The sequence below is a fragment of the Pseudoalteromonas sp. SG43-5 genome, assembly GCF_014164345.1.
Taxonomy (GTDB): domain Bacteria; phylum Pseudomonadota; class Gammaproteobacteria; order Enterobacterales; family Alteromonadaceae; genus Pseudoalteromonas; species Pseudoalteromonas distincta.
This window is the reverse complement of the sequence record NZ_JACJFA010000002.1, coordinates 294,860-312,038: the sequence shown is the minus strand read 5'-3', so window position 1 is coordinate 312,038 and position 17,179 is coordinate 294,860. Positions and strand designations below refer to the sequence as shown.

Below are 17,179 nucleotides of genomic sequence, written 5' to 3'. Positions count from 1 at the left end.
CGTAGTGCGAGGGTTTTTAAAAAGCAGTATCACCTTTTAATACATCCCCGCTGGGCTTATAACTAAGACCAGTACGAGTACGACTAAAAGATTAATGTGTGTGTTCATAGTTTTTACTCTACTTAGCAAAACACTGCTTTTAAATTAAAGATTTTGTATAGGTTTATTTTTAAGGGTTTTAAGCCTTCATGTCAACCTTGAAAGCTGTTTTTTGCATTTTAAATTCGTTTTGTGGCTTTTTTTAATTTAAAGCTGCAGGAAACCTTTGTTTAATTGAGTTTACTGGCAGAAATTATGCATTTTAGGTTGTAAGTTCGATTTTAGATATAAAAGAGTGTGAGAGACCATTAGCTTTAATTGCATATGTTAACTATATGTTTTTATCGCATGTTTAAATTTCTATTATTAGGTATGATTGCTACATAATTATGTTTGAGGAAAACACAGTGAAAAAAGTGACGTTAATTGCGCTTTTAACTACGCTATTAAGCCCTATGGTGGCGGCTAATAACTTAAGTCCGCATGATGTTGGTATAACTAACGAAGAGCGTATTTTATATTGGCTTAAAAAAAGAGACCAAATATCTTCAAGTGAGTTAGATAGTTCATTTAAGTCATATATGAGTAACAAAGACGTTGCCAATCACTCAATTAAAAATGGCTTTAGGCAATTTAAATCCTCTTCCAACTTTTTTTCAAACACAAATAAACAACAGGTCGCTTTTTCAACGTCGCTAGTGCCAGATCAAAGCGTTAATGATGTAAAAGTGTTAGGTATCTTAATTGATTTTCCTGATCTTAAACATGACGACAATCAACTTGTAGAGCAAGACACCGACATGTTTTACGCTGATTATTCAACTGAGCACTATCAGCAAATGCTTTTTAATACTCAAGGTTATACAGGCCCTGATGGACAAAGCTTAAAAACGGCTGCTGATTATTATAAAGCGGCTTCGGGAAATAGCTTAAACTTTAGCGGGCAGGTATATGGTTGGGTAACCGCTAATAGCAATGCAAAAATATATGGTGAGCGCCAAGGCAGTACACGGGATATAAATGCGCCCGCTTTAATTAAAGAGGCTGTGGAGAAAGCAGTTGCAAAGTTTAATATTAATTTAGCGGATTATGACTTAACTGATTTAGATGATATTGATGGTGACGGTATCCTTAATGAACCTAATGGCATTATTGACCATGTAATGGTATTTCATTCAAGTATTGGCGAAGAAGCGGGTGGCGGTTACCTAAGCACCGATGCTATTTGGTCGCACCGCTACTATGTATTTGATGAAAATAGCGGGCCGAGCGAGATTGCAGGCAGCAACATTAAGCTCTTTGGTTATACCATTAACCCTATTGATGCCGGGATTGGTGTGGTTGTGCATGAGTTTGGGCATGATTTAGGATTATTAGATGAATACGACTTACAATCTAACACGGTAGGTGAGCCTGTCGCGTCTTGGTCAGTTATGTCGACAGGAAGTTGGGCTGGTTCGCCAAGAGGCTCAGAGCCAGTTATGTTTAGCCCTTATGCGCTTGAATATTTACAAAAGCGGTACCAGGGTAACTGGGTTAACCAGCTTACGCTTGATATGGATGAGATAGAGGCTAACTCACAGCAAACATTAATTAATACTGCGAGTACTTCACAACAGCAAAATCAAATAAAAATATCACTACCACCAAGGCTCGAAAAATTTAGGGCTCCAGTAGAAGGTGATTTTCAATACTATTCAAATACGGGCGACAATATTAGCAACAGCTTAGCTAATACAATAGCGCTACCAAGCACAACTGAGACACTTACTTTAAGCTTTATTGCTTATTACAGTATTGAGCGCGATTACGATTTAGTTCAAGTAAAAGTAAATGGCGAGCCAATCGCGAGTAATTATACGCAAGCGCTTAATCCATACTACGGTGATATTGGTCCGTATATCTCAGGTGATTCATTTCTTAATAGTGATGCTAAGCAACCTAACGGCTATTTGACCCATAAGTTTGATTTATCAGCTTATTCTGGGCAAACAATTGATTTAAAAATTGAATACATAACAGATGCGAACACACATTATTATGGTTTTGTTGTTGATGATATGCGCATTGAGCAAAGTGATACTTTAATTTGGCAAAATAATGCACAAGATCAAGTTCACACTGAGTTTAATGGCTTTGAAAAAGTAGGTAGTTACACATATGCATCGCCATCACATTACTATCTACAACTGCGTTCATACACAGGCGTTGACAGTAGCTTACAAGCTGAGCAGTACTCACCAGGCTTATTATTGTGGTACAGCAATGAATCTCAAGCAGATAATAACACTACCGAGCATCCAGGTAGTGGTTTTGCATTAGTGGTAGATGCCGATCAGCGTTCAATAAATAAGGGCAGTACGCAAACTCCGGCTGCTTCAGCAATTCAAATACGTGATGCTGCTTTTAGCCTATATCAACAAAGGGCAGGGTTAGGTGATGATGATTTATCAGCTATCACCGGGTTTACTGATAAAACCGATTATAGCTTTGAAGCGCAAAAACCATCGGGTGTTGTGCTTCCACAGGTTGGTTTTGGCTTTAATATTATAAGCCAGTCAGCAGACAGTGAAGATATAGAAGTAGAGCTTACTTACGATGTTACTAAGGGAATTAATTTTACTAAAAACGGTTTAACCGTTAATTTTAGTGTAGAAGGTTTTGCACTTACTCCTGCGGACAAATTTACGTGGAGTTTTGACGATGGAAGCTCCAGCACAGAGTTAACGCCTACTTATGAATACCAAGACTATGGCACTTATAACGTTGAGTTTATGGCAGATAATGGTACTTCACAGCAAGTCGCTGTAGCACAAGTTACATTAGTTGAACCATTAACTGTAAATGAAATTGAATATGTAATAAACCAAGGAGCTTTAACAGCTGAGGCATCGCTTACAGGTGGAATCGCACCGTATACTTATAATTGGCAGCTAGGAGATGGAAGTACTTTAGCGACTCAATCGCTTACGTATAATTATTTGTACTCTGGCGATTACCAAGTAACGCTTACAGTGACAGATGACGAAGGCACTGAACAATCAAAAGCGATTGATGTAACTGCTAATGTTCCGCTTAGCATAAACGCAAACGTTACAGTTAGTGATTTAAGCGCACAATTTAATGCCCAAGTAATCGGCGGCTTTAATAGTTATACTTACAGTTGGGATTTTGGTGATGGCAGTGCGTTATCAAATTTACAAAACCCAAGGCATACTTATCAAGCTGACGGGACTTATAACGTAACGTTGAATGTTACTGATACTCAAACCAATGATACTTTTACTCAAGAGTTATCTGCTACTGTACAAAAACAACAAAGTAGTTCGGGTTCAAGTGGCGGATCACTGACGGGTTTATTAGGATTATTACTGTTAAGTTTATTTAGGTTTAATACTAACCTGCATAAATACACTAGGTTAGTAAACGCAGTTAGCAAACACAAAAAAGCCCGCTAAATTAGCGGGCTATTTAAATTAATAACAAATATTAATTATAAACGGTCAATTACTGATTGAGTGAAATCAGTTGTACCGTGGCTGCCACCTAAATCGCGAGTTGTACGGTCGCCTGATTTAATTACATCAGCAACAGCACTACGAATACGCTCTGCAGTATCGCCCATATTTAAATGCTCAAGCATTTGAATAGACGCTAAAATTACAGATGTTGGGTTAGCTAGGTTTTTGCCAGCAATATCTGGTGCACTACCGTGTACAGCTTCAAAAATTGCAGCGTCTTCACCAATGTTAGCACCTGGAGCCATACCTAAACCGCCAACTAAACCAGCACAAAGGTCAGATAAAATATCACCAAATAAGTTAGTCGTAACAATTACGTCAAACTCTTCAGGTGTCATTACTAGCTTCATACATGTTGCATCAACAATCATTTCATTTGATTCAATTTGTGGGTAACGCTCAGCTACTTCACGTGCTACTTTTAAAAACAAACCAGATGTTGATTTTAAAATGTTAGCTTTATGAACTGCAGTTACTTTTTTACGACCTTCGCGTACCGCTAGCTCGTATGCAAAAGTTACGATTTTTTCTGCGCCTTCACGCGTAATTATCGATTTTGCTTCTGCTTCATTACCGTCTTCACTTACTACTTGGCCAGCACCTGAGTACATACCTTGCGTGTTTTCACGAATAGTAATGATATCAATATCGTCGTAACGTGCTTTAGTACCAACAAATGATTTAACTGGACGTACGTTAGCGTATAAACCAAATTGCTTACGAAGTGTTACGTTAATAGATGTAAAACCTTCACCTACAGGCGTAGTTAATGGGCCTTTAAGAGTGATTTTGTTTTTAGCAATTGTATCAACTGTTTCTTGCGGTAATAACTCACCTGTTTTTTCAAGTGCAGCTAGGCCAGCATCAACAAATTCATAATCAAAGTCGCAACCTGCGGCTTTTAATATTTCAAGTGCTGAGTCGATAATGCTCGGACCGATGCCGTCGCCTTTGATCACTGTGATGGTTTGTTTGGCCATTGACTTTTCCTTTAAAGAGTTTGATTTGCACATAAATTATTACTCTGAGAGAGTAACCGCTTGTTAGAACATTTATGTGAACGTGCTTGAAAATTTAAGGGCGCATTTATACCAATTTATCACCCATTTTGCTAGTTTATACAAAAAATACTGGGTATACACGAAAGTTATAATGGGTATAAAGACATAAAATAGCTTCTAATAAACTAAATACTATTAAACAACTCAAGAGATTCTAATTGTTGATAAAAATCAGCTTGGTTATGCCACTTGAGTATTTTTAGCTGTTCATTTAACGTTTGCTGCTGCCACGGAGTTAGCGAAAGTTCTGGTTTAAACACATTTTGAGCAACAACCTTAAGTGTGATCCAAAGTTTATGGGCCTCAGTTAAGTGCTTTTTAGGTGTTTGCTCTGCTTCTAAGAGTGCTGCTGTCCATGGGTTATCACTCAATAAAAGAGTAAGCTGTTGTGTTAGTTGTTCGGTGTTAATTGCATTTACCCCAAAAAAGGAGCAGATAGGGGCACTCAATGTTTTATTTGGTGTGTCGTCAATCAGCGTTTTACGAGAAAGCTGTGTACCGCACTGCGTTAATAAAAAATGGGCGTAAGCGTATAAAGGTAAAGTGATGTGCTCAAACTGGTCGTGATCATTTTTACTAACCAATAAAGCCATTATTTTTACTAATCCATTTAATCTGTTAGTCACGTAGGCTTGCAATGGATGTGGGGTAACATTAACTAATTGTTCAAAAACAACCCGTTGAATTATTGCAGGTGCATTATAATAACCGACCATAGATAAACTATGTTTTAAGTCTTTTGCGGGCTGATGTTCTTTATTATATGGTTTTACTGCCTCGCATAAATTAGCAATTACGAGAGGGTGGGGCGCCATCAGCAGGCTTAATCCTTTATAGCTGTATTCGTGCTGTAACTTAATATTACTTATTAGCTCAAGTAAAGATTGTGCCTTATCAACCTCAAGCTCACTTTGTGGTTTTACATGTTCACTGTTAAATACTTTAAAGCTAATGGTTTTATCAGTGCAATGCCATTGTTTTGGATTATCGTTAAGCGTTGCTTTTACTCTGTACCAGGTTAATTTATTTGGATTTGCTGTACTAATTAAAACATGCCGTTGTTGTGCATCAGTTGCTAAATAAATCATGGTTTGCTCAGCGTATAAAACGCGGCTTCCCGGTAATAATGGCCCTAAATGCGCTATTAGTGATTTAATTAATTGCAGTGCGAACAAGTTAGGTGTGCGAATGTACAAATCGGTAAGTGCTTTATATAAGCTAATATGTTTATTAGCCGTGTTGCTCGTAATGTTCATGCTAATAATATTTGCTAGAGCAATCAGCGTTATGCCCCCATCGTAAAGCATTATTTTAGGAGCACTTACCAATGCTTGTTTATACTTATTTAATTTAGCTAGTAACTGCGTAACAGGTTTTGCTGAATCGCCACTAGCTAACATTACTTTTGCTGCTAACTGATGACGCATTTTCCAAATTTTTTTATCAGAATCTTGAAAAGGTGTTTGTTCGCAAAGCTTGTTTAATTGCGCTCCAACACATAAATGTTCAATGAGTGTAGCGGCTATGTATAGCTCACTTAAGGCACTATTATAATTTTGAGATTTACACAGGGCAGCAGTTATGACGCTCTGACTAACAACTAAATTTGTTGCATAAGAATAACTTGGATTATAAAGCGTTAATCGGGATTGTAATGCGAATGGCTGTTTGCTGTAGAGCACTCTATATTGCTCAGCTAGCTTACTTGCCATTGGATATAGAGCTGTCCATTTTTGTTTATTGTTATAATAACTTAAAAACAGCTGCGTATTATTAAGCAGCTGCTCTAAGGTAGTTGAAACAGCTTCATCCATTAAACCTTCACCTAATTTTGTTCTTGGTATTTATTGTATGCACTCGGGCCCCATAAAAACAGCTGCCCATTTTTAAATAATAGGCCAGTACATTCATCCATAGTGGTAATACCGTCAGATGTTTTATGTTGTGTACGATAAAAAACTATCTGAAATACTTGTTCACCATCTCGTTTGGCATAAGTAAGATCGGGGCTGCCTAAGTAATCAAGAACACTATTTAGTGTTGTTGGCTGCTCAAGTGATAGTTTTTCGATGTAACGTTTATTGAAAGCCTCTCGGTCTTGCCAAATCATAGCTTGAGGATCGTCTTTATAAAAGGTAATCACCAATGCAGCTATCAGTGCATATAGCCCTAAACCTAAAATTAAATATCGGATAAATTTTTTCAATATGGCTTACTCTGACTCCGGTAACTAATATCAGTATACGTTTTGTAATGTTTAGAGGCTATTAACTTGCGACTAATTAAGTCTTAACTGCTTTAAACTAAAACCTAAATTTATATCGGTGCGTAAACTAACCAAGTGCTTTGAAATTACGTACATATCCATATTAGCGGCTAACTTTGCTTTAATACTCGGGCTTAGAGACTCATCTTCGGCTGCTTGTTCAATTGAGTTATAGTTATTAACTATTTGCTGCGCAGATTTAGTACCTATTCCTTTAACTCCCGGAATATCATTTGTTTTATCGCCCGCTAATGCCCAAAAATCAACGAGTTTATTTTGCTCAACACCAAAACGCTCTTTTATACTTGTCTCATCTAAATATAGCTTTTTAAAGTAATCGTAAACTGTAATGTAAGGGCCAATATAAGGTAAAAAGCCTTTATCAGTAGAAACAACAGTGCTCGTTATTTGATTATTTGATGCCTTAAAGGCAAGCGTTGCAATAATATCATCAGCTTCATCGTTAATAGGCTCAAATACTACAATACCTGTTTCTTCAATTGCGGCTTTAAAATGCAATAGAGCATCTTTTAATACTTGGGGCATTGGCGCGCGTGAATGTTTGTAGTCTTTATAAAAATGATAACGCCAGCTTTTGTCACCATCGAACACAGCAATGGCATGGGTTGCATTACTCGTATCTAAAAGCTTTTTACAGGCGTGGGCTACACGTGCACAGCACGTTTGTATCATTTGCTCGTCGCTATGATGTTTTTGATTCGCGTCAACGGCGTAAATGCGCCTAATTAAATTAAGCGCATCTATAAGAAGTAAATGGGGTTTCAAACTATAAAACTCATGCTTTTATTTTGTAACATGGAACATATTTACTACCAGGGAGCTTCATGCGACCTTGAAGAACAAATGCCTGTAATAATTTATCCATATTTGTCATAAGGGCAGGTTCGCCACTTAAAATGTATGGACCGTTTTGTTTAATGGCTCTAACGCCTTCGTCTTTTACATTACCAGCAACAATACCAGAGAAAGCTCTACGCAAATTAGCCGCGAGTAGCTGTTTAGGCTGATCAAGGTGTAAATCTAAACTTGCCATATTTTCATGTGTTGGTGCAAAAGGTTGTTGAAAGTCGTTATCTATTTTTAATGTCCAGTTAAAGTAATAAGCATCACCTTCACTTTTACGGTAATCACGAACATTAGCCATCGATGACTTTAGTTTTTGACCGACTAATTCAGGATTATCAATAATTACTTCAAACTTATCCAACGCTTCCTTACCAAGTGTCATTTCAACGAACTCGCATAGCTCTTTAAAGTACGCCTCGCTTTGTTTGGGGCCAGTTAAAATAACAGGTAAACATTGTTTAGTATTATCTGGGTGCAACAATATGCCTAATAAATATAACAACTCTTCAGCAGTACCTGCGCCACCAGGAAAAATGATAATTGCGTGAGCTGTTCTAATAAAAGCTTCAAGGCGTTTTTCAATATCAGGTAAAATAACGAGTTCGTTTACAATAGGATTTGGTGGCTCGGCAGCAATAATGCTTGGCTCTGTTAAACCTAAGTAGCGATTATCGGTGTTACGTTGCTTTGCGTGGCCAATAGTTGCGCCTTTCATTGGGCCTTTCATGGCACCAGGACCACAACCGGTACAAATATTTAATCCACGTAAACCAAGTTCGTAACCTACTTGTTTTGTGTACTTATATTCAACCTCGTTTATTGAATGTCCGCCCCAGCAAACAACCATGTTAGGCTCGCTTTTAACACGCAGTGCACCTGCATTTCTGAGCATATCGAACACCATATGGGTTATGGCTTTTTGCTCTTTTAAATCTTTTTCGTATTTTTGACAAATAAACAAAATATCACGAATAACAGAAAATATATGTTCGTGAATACCGGTAATTATTTCGCCATCAACAAATGCGGTTTCGGGTGGGTTTTCAAGTTCAATTTTAATACCTCGTTCGCGGCTTACTAAACGAATATCAAAATCTTTGTATTTGTTGTATATATCGTTACTGTCGTCGGTATGACTACCTACATTGAGGACTGCAAGTACGCAGTTTCTAAATAATTTATAACGCTCACTAGCAGACGATTGCTCTAATAAATCAACTTCTAATTGCGACAGTAAATCTAAAACCCCAGTTGGGTTTAACTGTATTAACATAGACGTGCTCCTACTACTAAATCGTAAAACTACTTGTCATAAAAGTTATAATAGCTATGACATTATTTACTGGTACAAAGTCTATCTCGCCCTGAATTTTTGGCTTCGTAAAGTGCATCATCAGCTCTATCAAATGCCTTTAATAGGGTATCGCCTTTTTTAAATTGAGTTGCACCTACCGAAATAGTGATCTCAATTTGTTTTTCTCTAAATTTAAAAGGTATATTTTTAATTACCTTTCTTACTTTATCCAGGGGTAATGTTGCGTTTTCTAGCGACACACCTGGCATTAATAGTACAAATTCTTCACCGCCATAACGCGCTATAAAATCAGACTTTCTTACCGATTTTTGCAACGCTTTTGATATAACTTGTAAGGTAATATCACCTGCGGTGTGGCCAAATCTATCATTGATAGATTTAAAGTGGTCAACATCAATAACTGCAAGCGTAACATCTGATGGCTGCACATTAAACAAATGCATTTCGTGATTGTAACGTTCGTCAAATGCAGCCCGGTTAGGCAGTTTTGTAAGCCCATCTAGTAAGCTTTTAAAGCGCTGTTCGTTTAAGCGTTTTTTATACGTTGTTAACTTATCTTCTAAAGTAACAATTCGAGTATTTATTTCATTAAAGCTAGCGCTAAGCATTTCTCTGTCTTTTCGTTCTAACTTTTCTTTTGCTATAAAATCCTCGCTTATTGATTTTAATTCGTTATCTACGAGTTCTTTTAAAGATGAGATTGATGTAGCTTTTTGCGTTTGCTCATTAAGATTTTTTATTTTTAGTTCAATGCTTTTATTAAGTGAGTCAAACTCAACTTCCATAGACTCAGAGTGCTTGCTAGTTGAGACGATAGAGTTATGAAGATCTTCGAGGGTTTGATTTAATGAAACTAAAAAGCTTTGCGCGGATTTACGCTCTTTACTTATATTTTTTACCACTACATCAATAATACTAATTGCAACATCAAGTAATGTATCGATTGAGTCACTTTCTGTAATATTATTTTTTATATTATTAATTTGTAGCGTAGCTTCTTCTTCAAGTATAAGTTCATTTGCGAGCTCAAGTAGTTTTTTTGCACGCGCCTGTTTTACTGGGCGCTGCTGATCAACTTGAGGGTTTTGCTTGGTAAGCAACGCTTCATGATAAAAGCTAATAAGTTGATCAAGTAGCGGAATGTAACCATGAGTTGAATGAACGTTATTAATCTCGTGATCGAGTAAATTTCTTAGAGTCCTACGAGTATCGTCAGGTAAACCTTTGGTTTTTTGTAATTGTTTACCGGCACTTTGCACACTGTTGTATAAATTACGTTGCTGAGCTTGTTGAATCGATTCTTGGTTTTTAAGTAGGATTAAAGTTTCACTAATAAGGGGAGCAAGGTTTTCAAAACTCATGCCTTTATTAAGCGCACTTCTAAATTTGGCGAGGCGATTATCTAACTCGATATCTAGTCCTTTACAGCTCAACGATAGTTTAGCTGCAAAGTCACATAGAACATCTACTTGATGTTTACGAGCGCTCTCAACAGCCATACGCGCATCAATTGCTTGTTTTAGCTTTTTATCTGTTGCGTTAGATCTTTGTGACACCTAAGCATACCGCCATCAAATTAATTTCATTATCTTCAGTTTACAACAAATTTTTATTATGTGTAGTTATCTAGTAAAAAACTTAGAAATTTTAATAAGCTACTACTTATAAACTCGTATATAGGGTCATTTATCGTATTTAATTCACTTTTAAATAGGGGCTTGTTAGTCTTGTAAGCAATTAAGTTTCCACTAAGAGTCTCTATGAAAAAGTTATTAGCCCTTTCAATTTTAGCTGCATGTTCAGCGCCAGTATTTGCCGATGTAAATTATTCTTTAGAAATCTCGCAACCACAGCATCATTTAGGTGATGTAAGTGTTGAGTTTCCAAAAACAGCGCAAGCACACCTTGATATAAAACTTCCTGCGTGGCGCACGGGTCGCTACGAAATGTTAAATCTTGCAAATGGCATTCGCTACTTCAAAGCCAAAGATGAAGATGGCAAAGAACTAAAATGGGAAAAAATAGATCACAGTACATGGCGTGTACATCTTAATGAACCTACAGAAGTAAATGTTGACTACCAGGTGTATGCAAATGAGCTTGGTAAACGTGCTCGCCACATTGACGACAGCCATGCATTTATAGATGCGTCAGGCTTTTTTATGTTTAGTGAATCATTTCGCCAAGAGCCTGTAACCGTTAATTTAGACGTGCCTAAAAAGTGGCGTTCTGTATCGGGTATGAATAATTTAAAAGGCAAAAATTCATTTAAAGCAGCCGATTACGATGTACTTGTTGATTCACCAATCGAAACGGGTATTAACCAACTACACACATTTGAAGTAGAAGGGCGTGAATACGAGTTAGTTATATGGGGCGATGGTAACTACGATGTTGAGCTAATGCTTACCGATCTTAAAAAATTAGTTGCCACGGGTAATGTAATTTGGGATGGCTATCCGTATGAGCGTTATGTATTTATGGTGCATGCAACATCAGGAGCTGGTGGTGCAACAGAGCATTTAAACTCAACAATTATTCAACGACCACGTGACCGATTTGGTAGCCGCGAAGATTACCTAGGTTTTATTAGCACCGCTGCGCATGAGTTTGTTCATACGTGGAATGTTAAAGCATACCGCCCTCAAGGTTTAGTGCCATACGATTACACTAATATGAACTATTCAAAACTGCTGTGGATTGCAGAAGGTTCAACAAGTTACTTTGAAGATCATTTATTAGTGCGCTCAGGCATTCAAACAACAGATGAATTTTTTAAAGTAATGAGTAAAACAATTAACCGTCATTTGCAAACACCGGGCCGTGAAGTGCAAAGCGCAAGCGAAACAAGCTTTGATAAATGGATTAATCAAGGTGGCGATCACGCACGTAACTACAGCACCAATATTTATTCAGAAGGTTCGTTACTTTCACTTGCTTTAGATATCGACTTACTTGAAAAAAGCCAAGGTAAAATAAGCTACCGAGACGTACACAAAGCACTTTATAACAATCATAAAATGCCCGCTGGATTTACAGATACAGATGTACTTAATATCTTAAAAGATTTAACAGGACGTGATTATTCAAGCTGGTGGCAAGAAAATGTAGAGTCGCCTGCAAGTATTAACTTTGACGACTTACTTACTAAAGTAGGCTTGAAATTTGAGCGCCCAGAAAAAGCAAAAGCACTTGCAAGTATTGATGCTACCGCTAAAAACACGGGTGAATTACTGACGTTAAGTTATGTACGCCGTGGTGGCAGTGCGTGGAAAGCGGGTTTAACTACCGATGATAAAATTGTCGCTATAAACAAACATCACGTAGGTAAAGATTTAAAAACTAGCCTAGAAACGTTTAAGGCAGGCGACAAAGTAACCGTTGACTATCTTCGTCGCGATGCACTTGAAAGCTTAACATTAGTATTATCAGAAGATTTCGATAAGCCTAAAAAAGTAGTTGCTGATAAAGAGGCAACGCCACAGCAAAAAGCACTATTCAAAGCATGGATTGGCGTGGAACATCCAAATGATGTGACAAAAAAATAAATTCAGTTTTTATAGAGTTTAAATACAGTTAACAATTATTAAAAAAGAGCTTCGGCTCTTTTTTTGTTTTGTATAATGGCGTATATAATGTACATGGAAATTTAATATTAAAATTAAATTTAATTATTATTTGGTGTTTTTTATTACTAAATAAAATTACTTATGGATATAGCCTCAAAATGAAATTAGACGACGTTGCTTCAGACTTAACCAACTAATTTGTAATTAACGACTATTTGCACCAGTTATTTGATGCAGTAAATGTAATTTCTGTTCAAGGTTATGACAATGAGCGTCGTGTTATTTATTGGAATGAAGGCAGTGTGCGACTTTACGGATACACCAAAGAAGAGGCCATAGGGCAAAAAATAGAAGACCTTATAATTCCAGAATCAATGTGTGAATTTGTAATTGACGCACACAGTGATTGGGTAGAAAAAGACATAGAAATTCCAGCATCCGAAATTACCCTAAAAGGTAAAAATGGCGAAAGTGTATCTGTTTTTTCTAGCCATGTTATGTTTACAAATCAATATAATACAAAACAAATGTATTGCATTGATATTGACTTATCTGAGGTTAAAAAGGCACAAGCAGATGCATCATTTAATGAGGATATGCTAAAAACTATTTTTGAGGCAATTCCTGACTTATTTTTCTTGATGGAAAATGATGGAACTATTATTGAGTATCATGCCAGTAATGAGACCGATCTCTACATCAAGCCAAAGCAATTTATTGGTAAAAAAATGGGTGATGTACTCCCGCGCGCTGTAGCCAAAAAATTTGAAACCTATATCAGCCTCGTATTAGAAAAAGAGCAGATGATGAGCTTTAAATATGAGCTAGCTTTACCCCATGGGCTTGTTTTTTTTGAAGCAAGAATAAATAAAATAACAGAACATAACCAGTTAATGGTTATTATTCGAGATATTACAGAACAGCATAAATCAGATGAACTAATTAGACATCAAGCGTATTACGATAGTCTAACTTTACTCCCTAATCGTTTTTTAGCACTTGATCGTTTGTCGCAATTGCTTATTGAAGTACAAAGAAATAACGAGAAAGCTGCGGTACTGTTTTTGGACTTAGATGACTTTAAAAAAATAAATGATTCCTTAGGTCATGAAACAGGAGACAAACTTTAAATTGAATCAGCGCAAAGGCTACAAGAGGCACTGCGAAAAGACGATACGTTAGGGCGCCTAAGTGGAGATGAGTTTATCGTATAGTTACGCGGTATAACTGATCACCATGCAGCGCTAAAAATTACTGAAAAACTGGTCAATAACTTTAGAGCCCCTTTTAAAATTGAGGGCCGAGAACACATACTTACAGCGAGTATTGGTGTAGCCATATACCCAGAAAATGGTAATACAGTAGCTGATTTATTACGAAACGCTGACACTGCAATGTATCAAGCAAAATCATATGGCCGTAATACTTATTCATTTTTTACTAAAAAAATGAATGTAATTATTCAGCGCCGACTAGTAATAGAAGAGCAGATGCGTGGCGCCCTTGAACGTAATGAGTTCGAGTTATTCTACCAGCCCCAATTTGACGCCAAAAATAAACACATAATTGGCGCAGAAGCGTTATTACGCTGGCATAACCCTGTGCTAGGTAATGTAACACCCGATGAGTTTATACCTATTGCCGAAAATACAGGATTAATTGTACCCATTGGCAAGTTTGTAATTAGCCAAGCATTAGATTTTTTAAACACATGGCAAAGTACCTGTAAACGCCAACAAAAATATACAATGGCTGTTAACTTATCGCCTCGCCAATGTAGAGACGTAGGGCTGCTCAGTTTTATTCAAAACTCATTGAGTGAAGCAAACGTAAATCCCGAAAGTTTAGAGCTTGAAATAACTGAGGGAGTATTGATGAGTTGCCACACTAATGTTGTTGATATATTGACTGAAATAACAGCATTAGGCATTAACTTATCAATGGATGACTTTGGTACAGGTTATTCATCATTAAGTTATTTGAGGGAGTATCCGTTTAATGTACTTAAAATAGATAGAAGTTTTATTGACGGTATTGTACTAAACAATGAAGATTGTAATCTCGTAAAGGCAATTATTGCCATGTCGCACAGTTTAAGGCTGACAGTGGTAGCCGAAGGCGTAGAAACAAAAGAGCAGCATACTTTGTTGAACAAATTAGACTGTGATTTTATGCAAGGCTTCTATTTTAGTAGACCCATACCAGCAAAACAGTTTCTTGATTTTTCGATGAATTTTGATAAAAAGTAAGATCAAACACTCGATTGTAACAATTCATTGCACGGCTATTGACCTCATTAGCTACTGACGAGTAACCTGTTATAGAAACAAATAAAAAGGATTCTATAATGCGTTTAAAACCTCTTGTAGCTACATTAGCAGCCACATTTTCTTTATCACTTTCAAGTAGTGCCATAGCCGACGAAGGCATGTGGCAACCACACCAACTTCCAGAGTTAGAATCAATTTTAAAAGCCAAAGGGCTTGAAATTGATGTTGAATCTATTTCTAAATTAACCGAATTCCCAATGAATGCGGTAATTAGCCTAGGTGGCTGTACAGCATCGTTTGTATCGCCTAAGGGTTTAGTTGTGTCAAACCATCACTGTGTTTATGGCTCGGTGCAATACAATTCAACACCTGAAAACAACATATTAGAAAATGGCTTTTTAGCTAAAAGCCCTGCTGAGGACTTACCAGCAGCGCCGGGTTCACGCGTATACGTCACAGAAACAGTTACTAATGTGACTGACAAAGTTAGTAAAGGTATTGAAGAACTAAGCGGTAAAGCACGCTACGACGCAATAGTAAAAAACGAAAAAGCGCTAGTAGCCCAGTGTGAAGCCGACGAAAGCTACCGTTGTAACGTGTATTCGTTTCATGGTGGTTTAGAGTTTTACCTAATTAAGTCACTTGAAATTAAAGACGTACGTTTATCTTACGCACCAGCTATGGGCGTAGGTAAATACGGTGGCGATATAGATAACTGGATGTGGCCGCGCCACACAGGCGACTTTGGTTTTTACCGCGCTTATGTAGGCAAAGATGGAAAACCAGCTGAGTACAGCGAAGACAACGTACCTTACGTACCAGACTCTTACCTAAAAGTAAGTGCCAAAGGCGTGCAAGAAGGCGACTTTGTAATGGTTACAGGCTACCCAGGGCGTACTAACCGCTACCGTATAGCAACAGAGGTAGATAACGTATTTAACGACAGCTACCCTAAAGCACGCGTTCATAACTCAAAATACGTGTCGCTTATTGAAGAAAACTCAGAAGACGGCAGTAAAGCGCGTATTGCTTACGAAAGCACCATTGCAGGTTATAACAACTATATTAAAAACTATGGTTCGATGATCGAAAGCTTCAAAAAAGGCACTATGCTTGAGCGCAAAAAACAGTTTGAGAAAGAGTTAACACAATGGATCAATAGCGATAGTGAGCGTAAAGAGCAATACGGAAGCGTATTAGGTGAGCTATCTGAGCTAATTGCACAATCACAAGAGCACAGTGAACGCGACCGTATGTTAGGTTATGTACATCGCTCACAAATGATCAGCACAGCACGACGTTTATACCGCCTAGCTTACGAAAAACAAAAGCCAAATAGCGAACGTGAATCTGGTTATCAAGAACGTGACTTACCTCGCATTAAAGCAGGGCTTGAGCGCATGACGCGCCGTTATGATAGCAAAGTAGACAAAGCTATTTTACTGCACTTTTTAGAGCTGTATGCAGCACTTCCAAAAGAAGAGCGCTTTAGCGAGGTTGATAACGTATTTAAAGTACAAAATGGGTTTGATAAAGCAACCCAAAGCGCGTTACTTGATAGCATGTATGAACAGTCAAGACTCGATAATGCCACTGTTCGCAATTCATTATTTGAACAATCGTTTAGCCAGCTAAATCAAAGCCAAGACCCATTTGTGCATTACGCTAAAGCAATATTTAAAGTAATGAAAGCACAGGAAGATAAATCAAAAGCACTTGCAGGTAAATTACAAGCAGCTCGTCCAAAGCTAATGAGCGCAATAATTGCGTTTAACAAAGCTAAAAACAAACCTGTATACGCCGATGCCAACAGCACACTACGAGTAACCTATGGCACCGTAGGTGGCTACTCACCTCAAGATGGCTTGGTAGCAACACCTTTTACCTCGCTTGAAGGGTTACTCGCTAAAAACACCGATGTTGACCCATTTAATGCACCTAAAAAGTTACAAGAGCAAATTAAAGCCAAGCTTTACGGTGATTACACGGGCGGCATGAATACAGTACCAGTAAACTTTTTATCAAATGTAGACACTACCGGTGGTAACTCAGGTTCGCCAACACTTAACGGCAAAGCAGAGCTTGTTGGTTTACTGTTTGACGGTGTTTACGAAAGTATTATTGGTGACTGGGATTACAACCCTGAGCTTAATCGCTCAATCCACGTTGATTCACGCTACATGCTGTGGGTAATGGATAAAGTAGATAATGCACAAAACTTATTAGACGAAATGACAATCGTAAAATAAGTAATTAGTGAGATAAGAGAAG

General features: G+C 37.5%; 9 protein-coding genes and 1 pseudogene. 4 read left to right on the top strand and 6 right to left on the bottom strand.

Translation table 11 applies throughout. The features are described 5' to 3' along the window. Positions 1–446: 446 nt before the first annotated feature. Positions 447–3,497 carry an immune inhibitor A domain-containing protein gene (locus H5161_RS03655; protein WP_182768699.1) on the top strand — a complete coding sequence of 1,017 codons (3,051 nt, stop codon included), beginning with the start codon at positions 447–449 and terminating at the stop codon, positions 3,495–3,497. Positions 3,498–3,532: 35 nt separating this feature from the next. Here the strand turns inward: H5161_RS03655 and H5161_RS03650 are convergent, their stop codons facing one another. The 6 genes from H5161_RS03650 to H5161_RS03625 form a co-directional block, all read right to left on the bottom strand. Then, a complete protein-coding gene (locus tag H5161_RS03650) occupies positions 3,533–4,540 on the bottom strand; it encodes an isocitrate dehydrogenase (protein ID WP_039487666.1) in 1,008 nt (335 codons plus the stop codon). A gap of 206 nt (positions 4,541–4,746) precedes the next feature. Then, positions 4,747–6,435: a hypothetical protein gene (locus H5161_RS03645; RefSeq protein WP_182768698.1), complete on the bottom strand. Its 1,689-nt coding sequence runs from the start codon at positions 6,433–6,435 to the stop codon at positions 4,747–4,749. Positions 6,436–6,446: 11 nt separating this feature from the next. Continuing rightward, on the bottom strand, positions 6,447–6,830 hold the full coding sequence (locus H5161_RS03640; protein ID WP_024596929.1) for a DUF3192 domain-containing protein: 384 nt from the start codon (positions 6,828–6,830) through the stop codon (positions 6,447–6,449). 69 nt (positions 6,831–6,899) lie between these two features. Beyond that, complete coding sequence (gene xni / locus H5161_RS03635; RefSeq protein WP_024596930.1) at positions 6,900–7,673, bottom strand: flap endonuclease Xni; 774 nt, start codon at positions 7,671–7,673, stop codon at positions 6,900–6,902. Positions 7,674–7,683: 10 nt separating this feature from the next. Next, on the bottom strand, positions 7,684–9,027 hold the full coding sequence (ppnN, locus tag H5161_RS03630; RefSeq protein WP_024596931.1) for a nucleotide 5'-monophosphate nucleosidase PpnN: 1,344 nt from the start codon (positions 9,025–9,027) through the stop codon (positions 7,684–7,686). 62 nt (positions 9,028–9,089) lie between these two features. Then, entirely contained in the window at positions 9,090–10,625 is a 1,536-nt protein-coding gene (locus H5161_RS03625) for a GGDEF domain-containing protein (protein WP_182768697.1), read from the bottom strand. A 204-nt stretch (positions 10,626–10,829) separates the two neighbouring features. On the opposite strand from H5161_RS03625, the gene H5161_RS03620 reads away from it, so the two are divergent. From H5161_RS03620 to H5161_RS03610, 3 genes and pseudogenes are all read left to right on the top strand, one after another. Continuing rightward, a complete protein-coding gene (locus tag H5161_RS03620) occupies positions 10,830–12,617 on the top strand; it encodes a M61 family metallopeptidase (RefSeq protein WP_182736414.1) in 1,788 nt (595 codons plus the stop codon). 224 nt (positions 12,618–12,841) lie between these two features. After that, positions 12,842–14,887: pseudogene (locus H5161_RS03615) on the top strand (EAL domain-containing protein). Between the two features lie 98 nt (positions 14,888–14,985). Then, positions 14,986–17,157 carry a S46 family peptidase gene (locus H5161_RS03610; protein WP_182768696.1) on the top strand — a complete coding sequence of 724 codons (2,172 nt, stop codon included), beginning with the start codon at positions 14,986–14,988 and terminating at the stop codon, positions 17,155–17,157. Positions 17,158–17,179 lie beyond the last annotated feature (22 nt).

Coding starts and splice junctions, on each gene's coding strand:
- H5161_RS03650 (WP_039487666.1), bottom strand. CDS start 4,540: ATGGCCAAACAAACCATCACAGTGATCAAAGGCGACGGCATCGGTCCG.
- H5161_RS03610 (WP_182768696.1), top strand. CDS start 14,986: ATGCGTTTAAAACCTCTTGTAGCTACATTAGCAGCCACATTTTCTTTA.
- ppnN (WP_024596931.1), bottom strand. CDS start 9,027: ATGTTAATACAGTTAAACCCAACTGGGGTTTTAGATTTACTGTCGCAA.
- H5161_RS03620 (WP_182736414.1), top strand. CDS start 10,830: ATGAAAAAGTTATTAGCCCTTTCAATTTTAGCTGCATGTTCAGCGCCA.
- H5161_RS03645 (WP_182768698.1), bottom strand. CDS start 6,435: ATGGATGAAGCTGTTTCAACTACCTTAGAGCAGCTGCTTAATAATACG.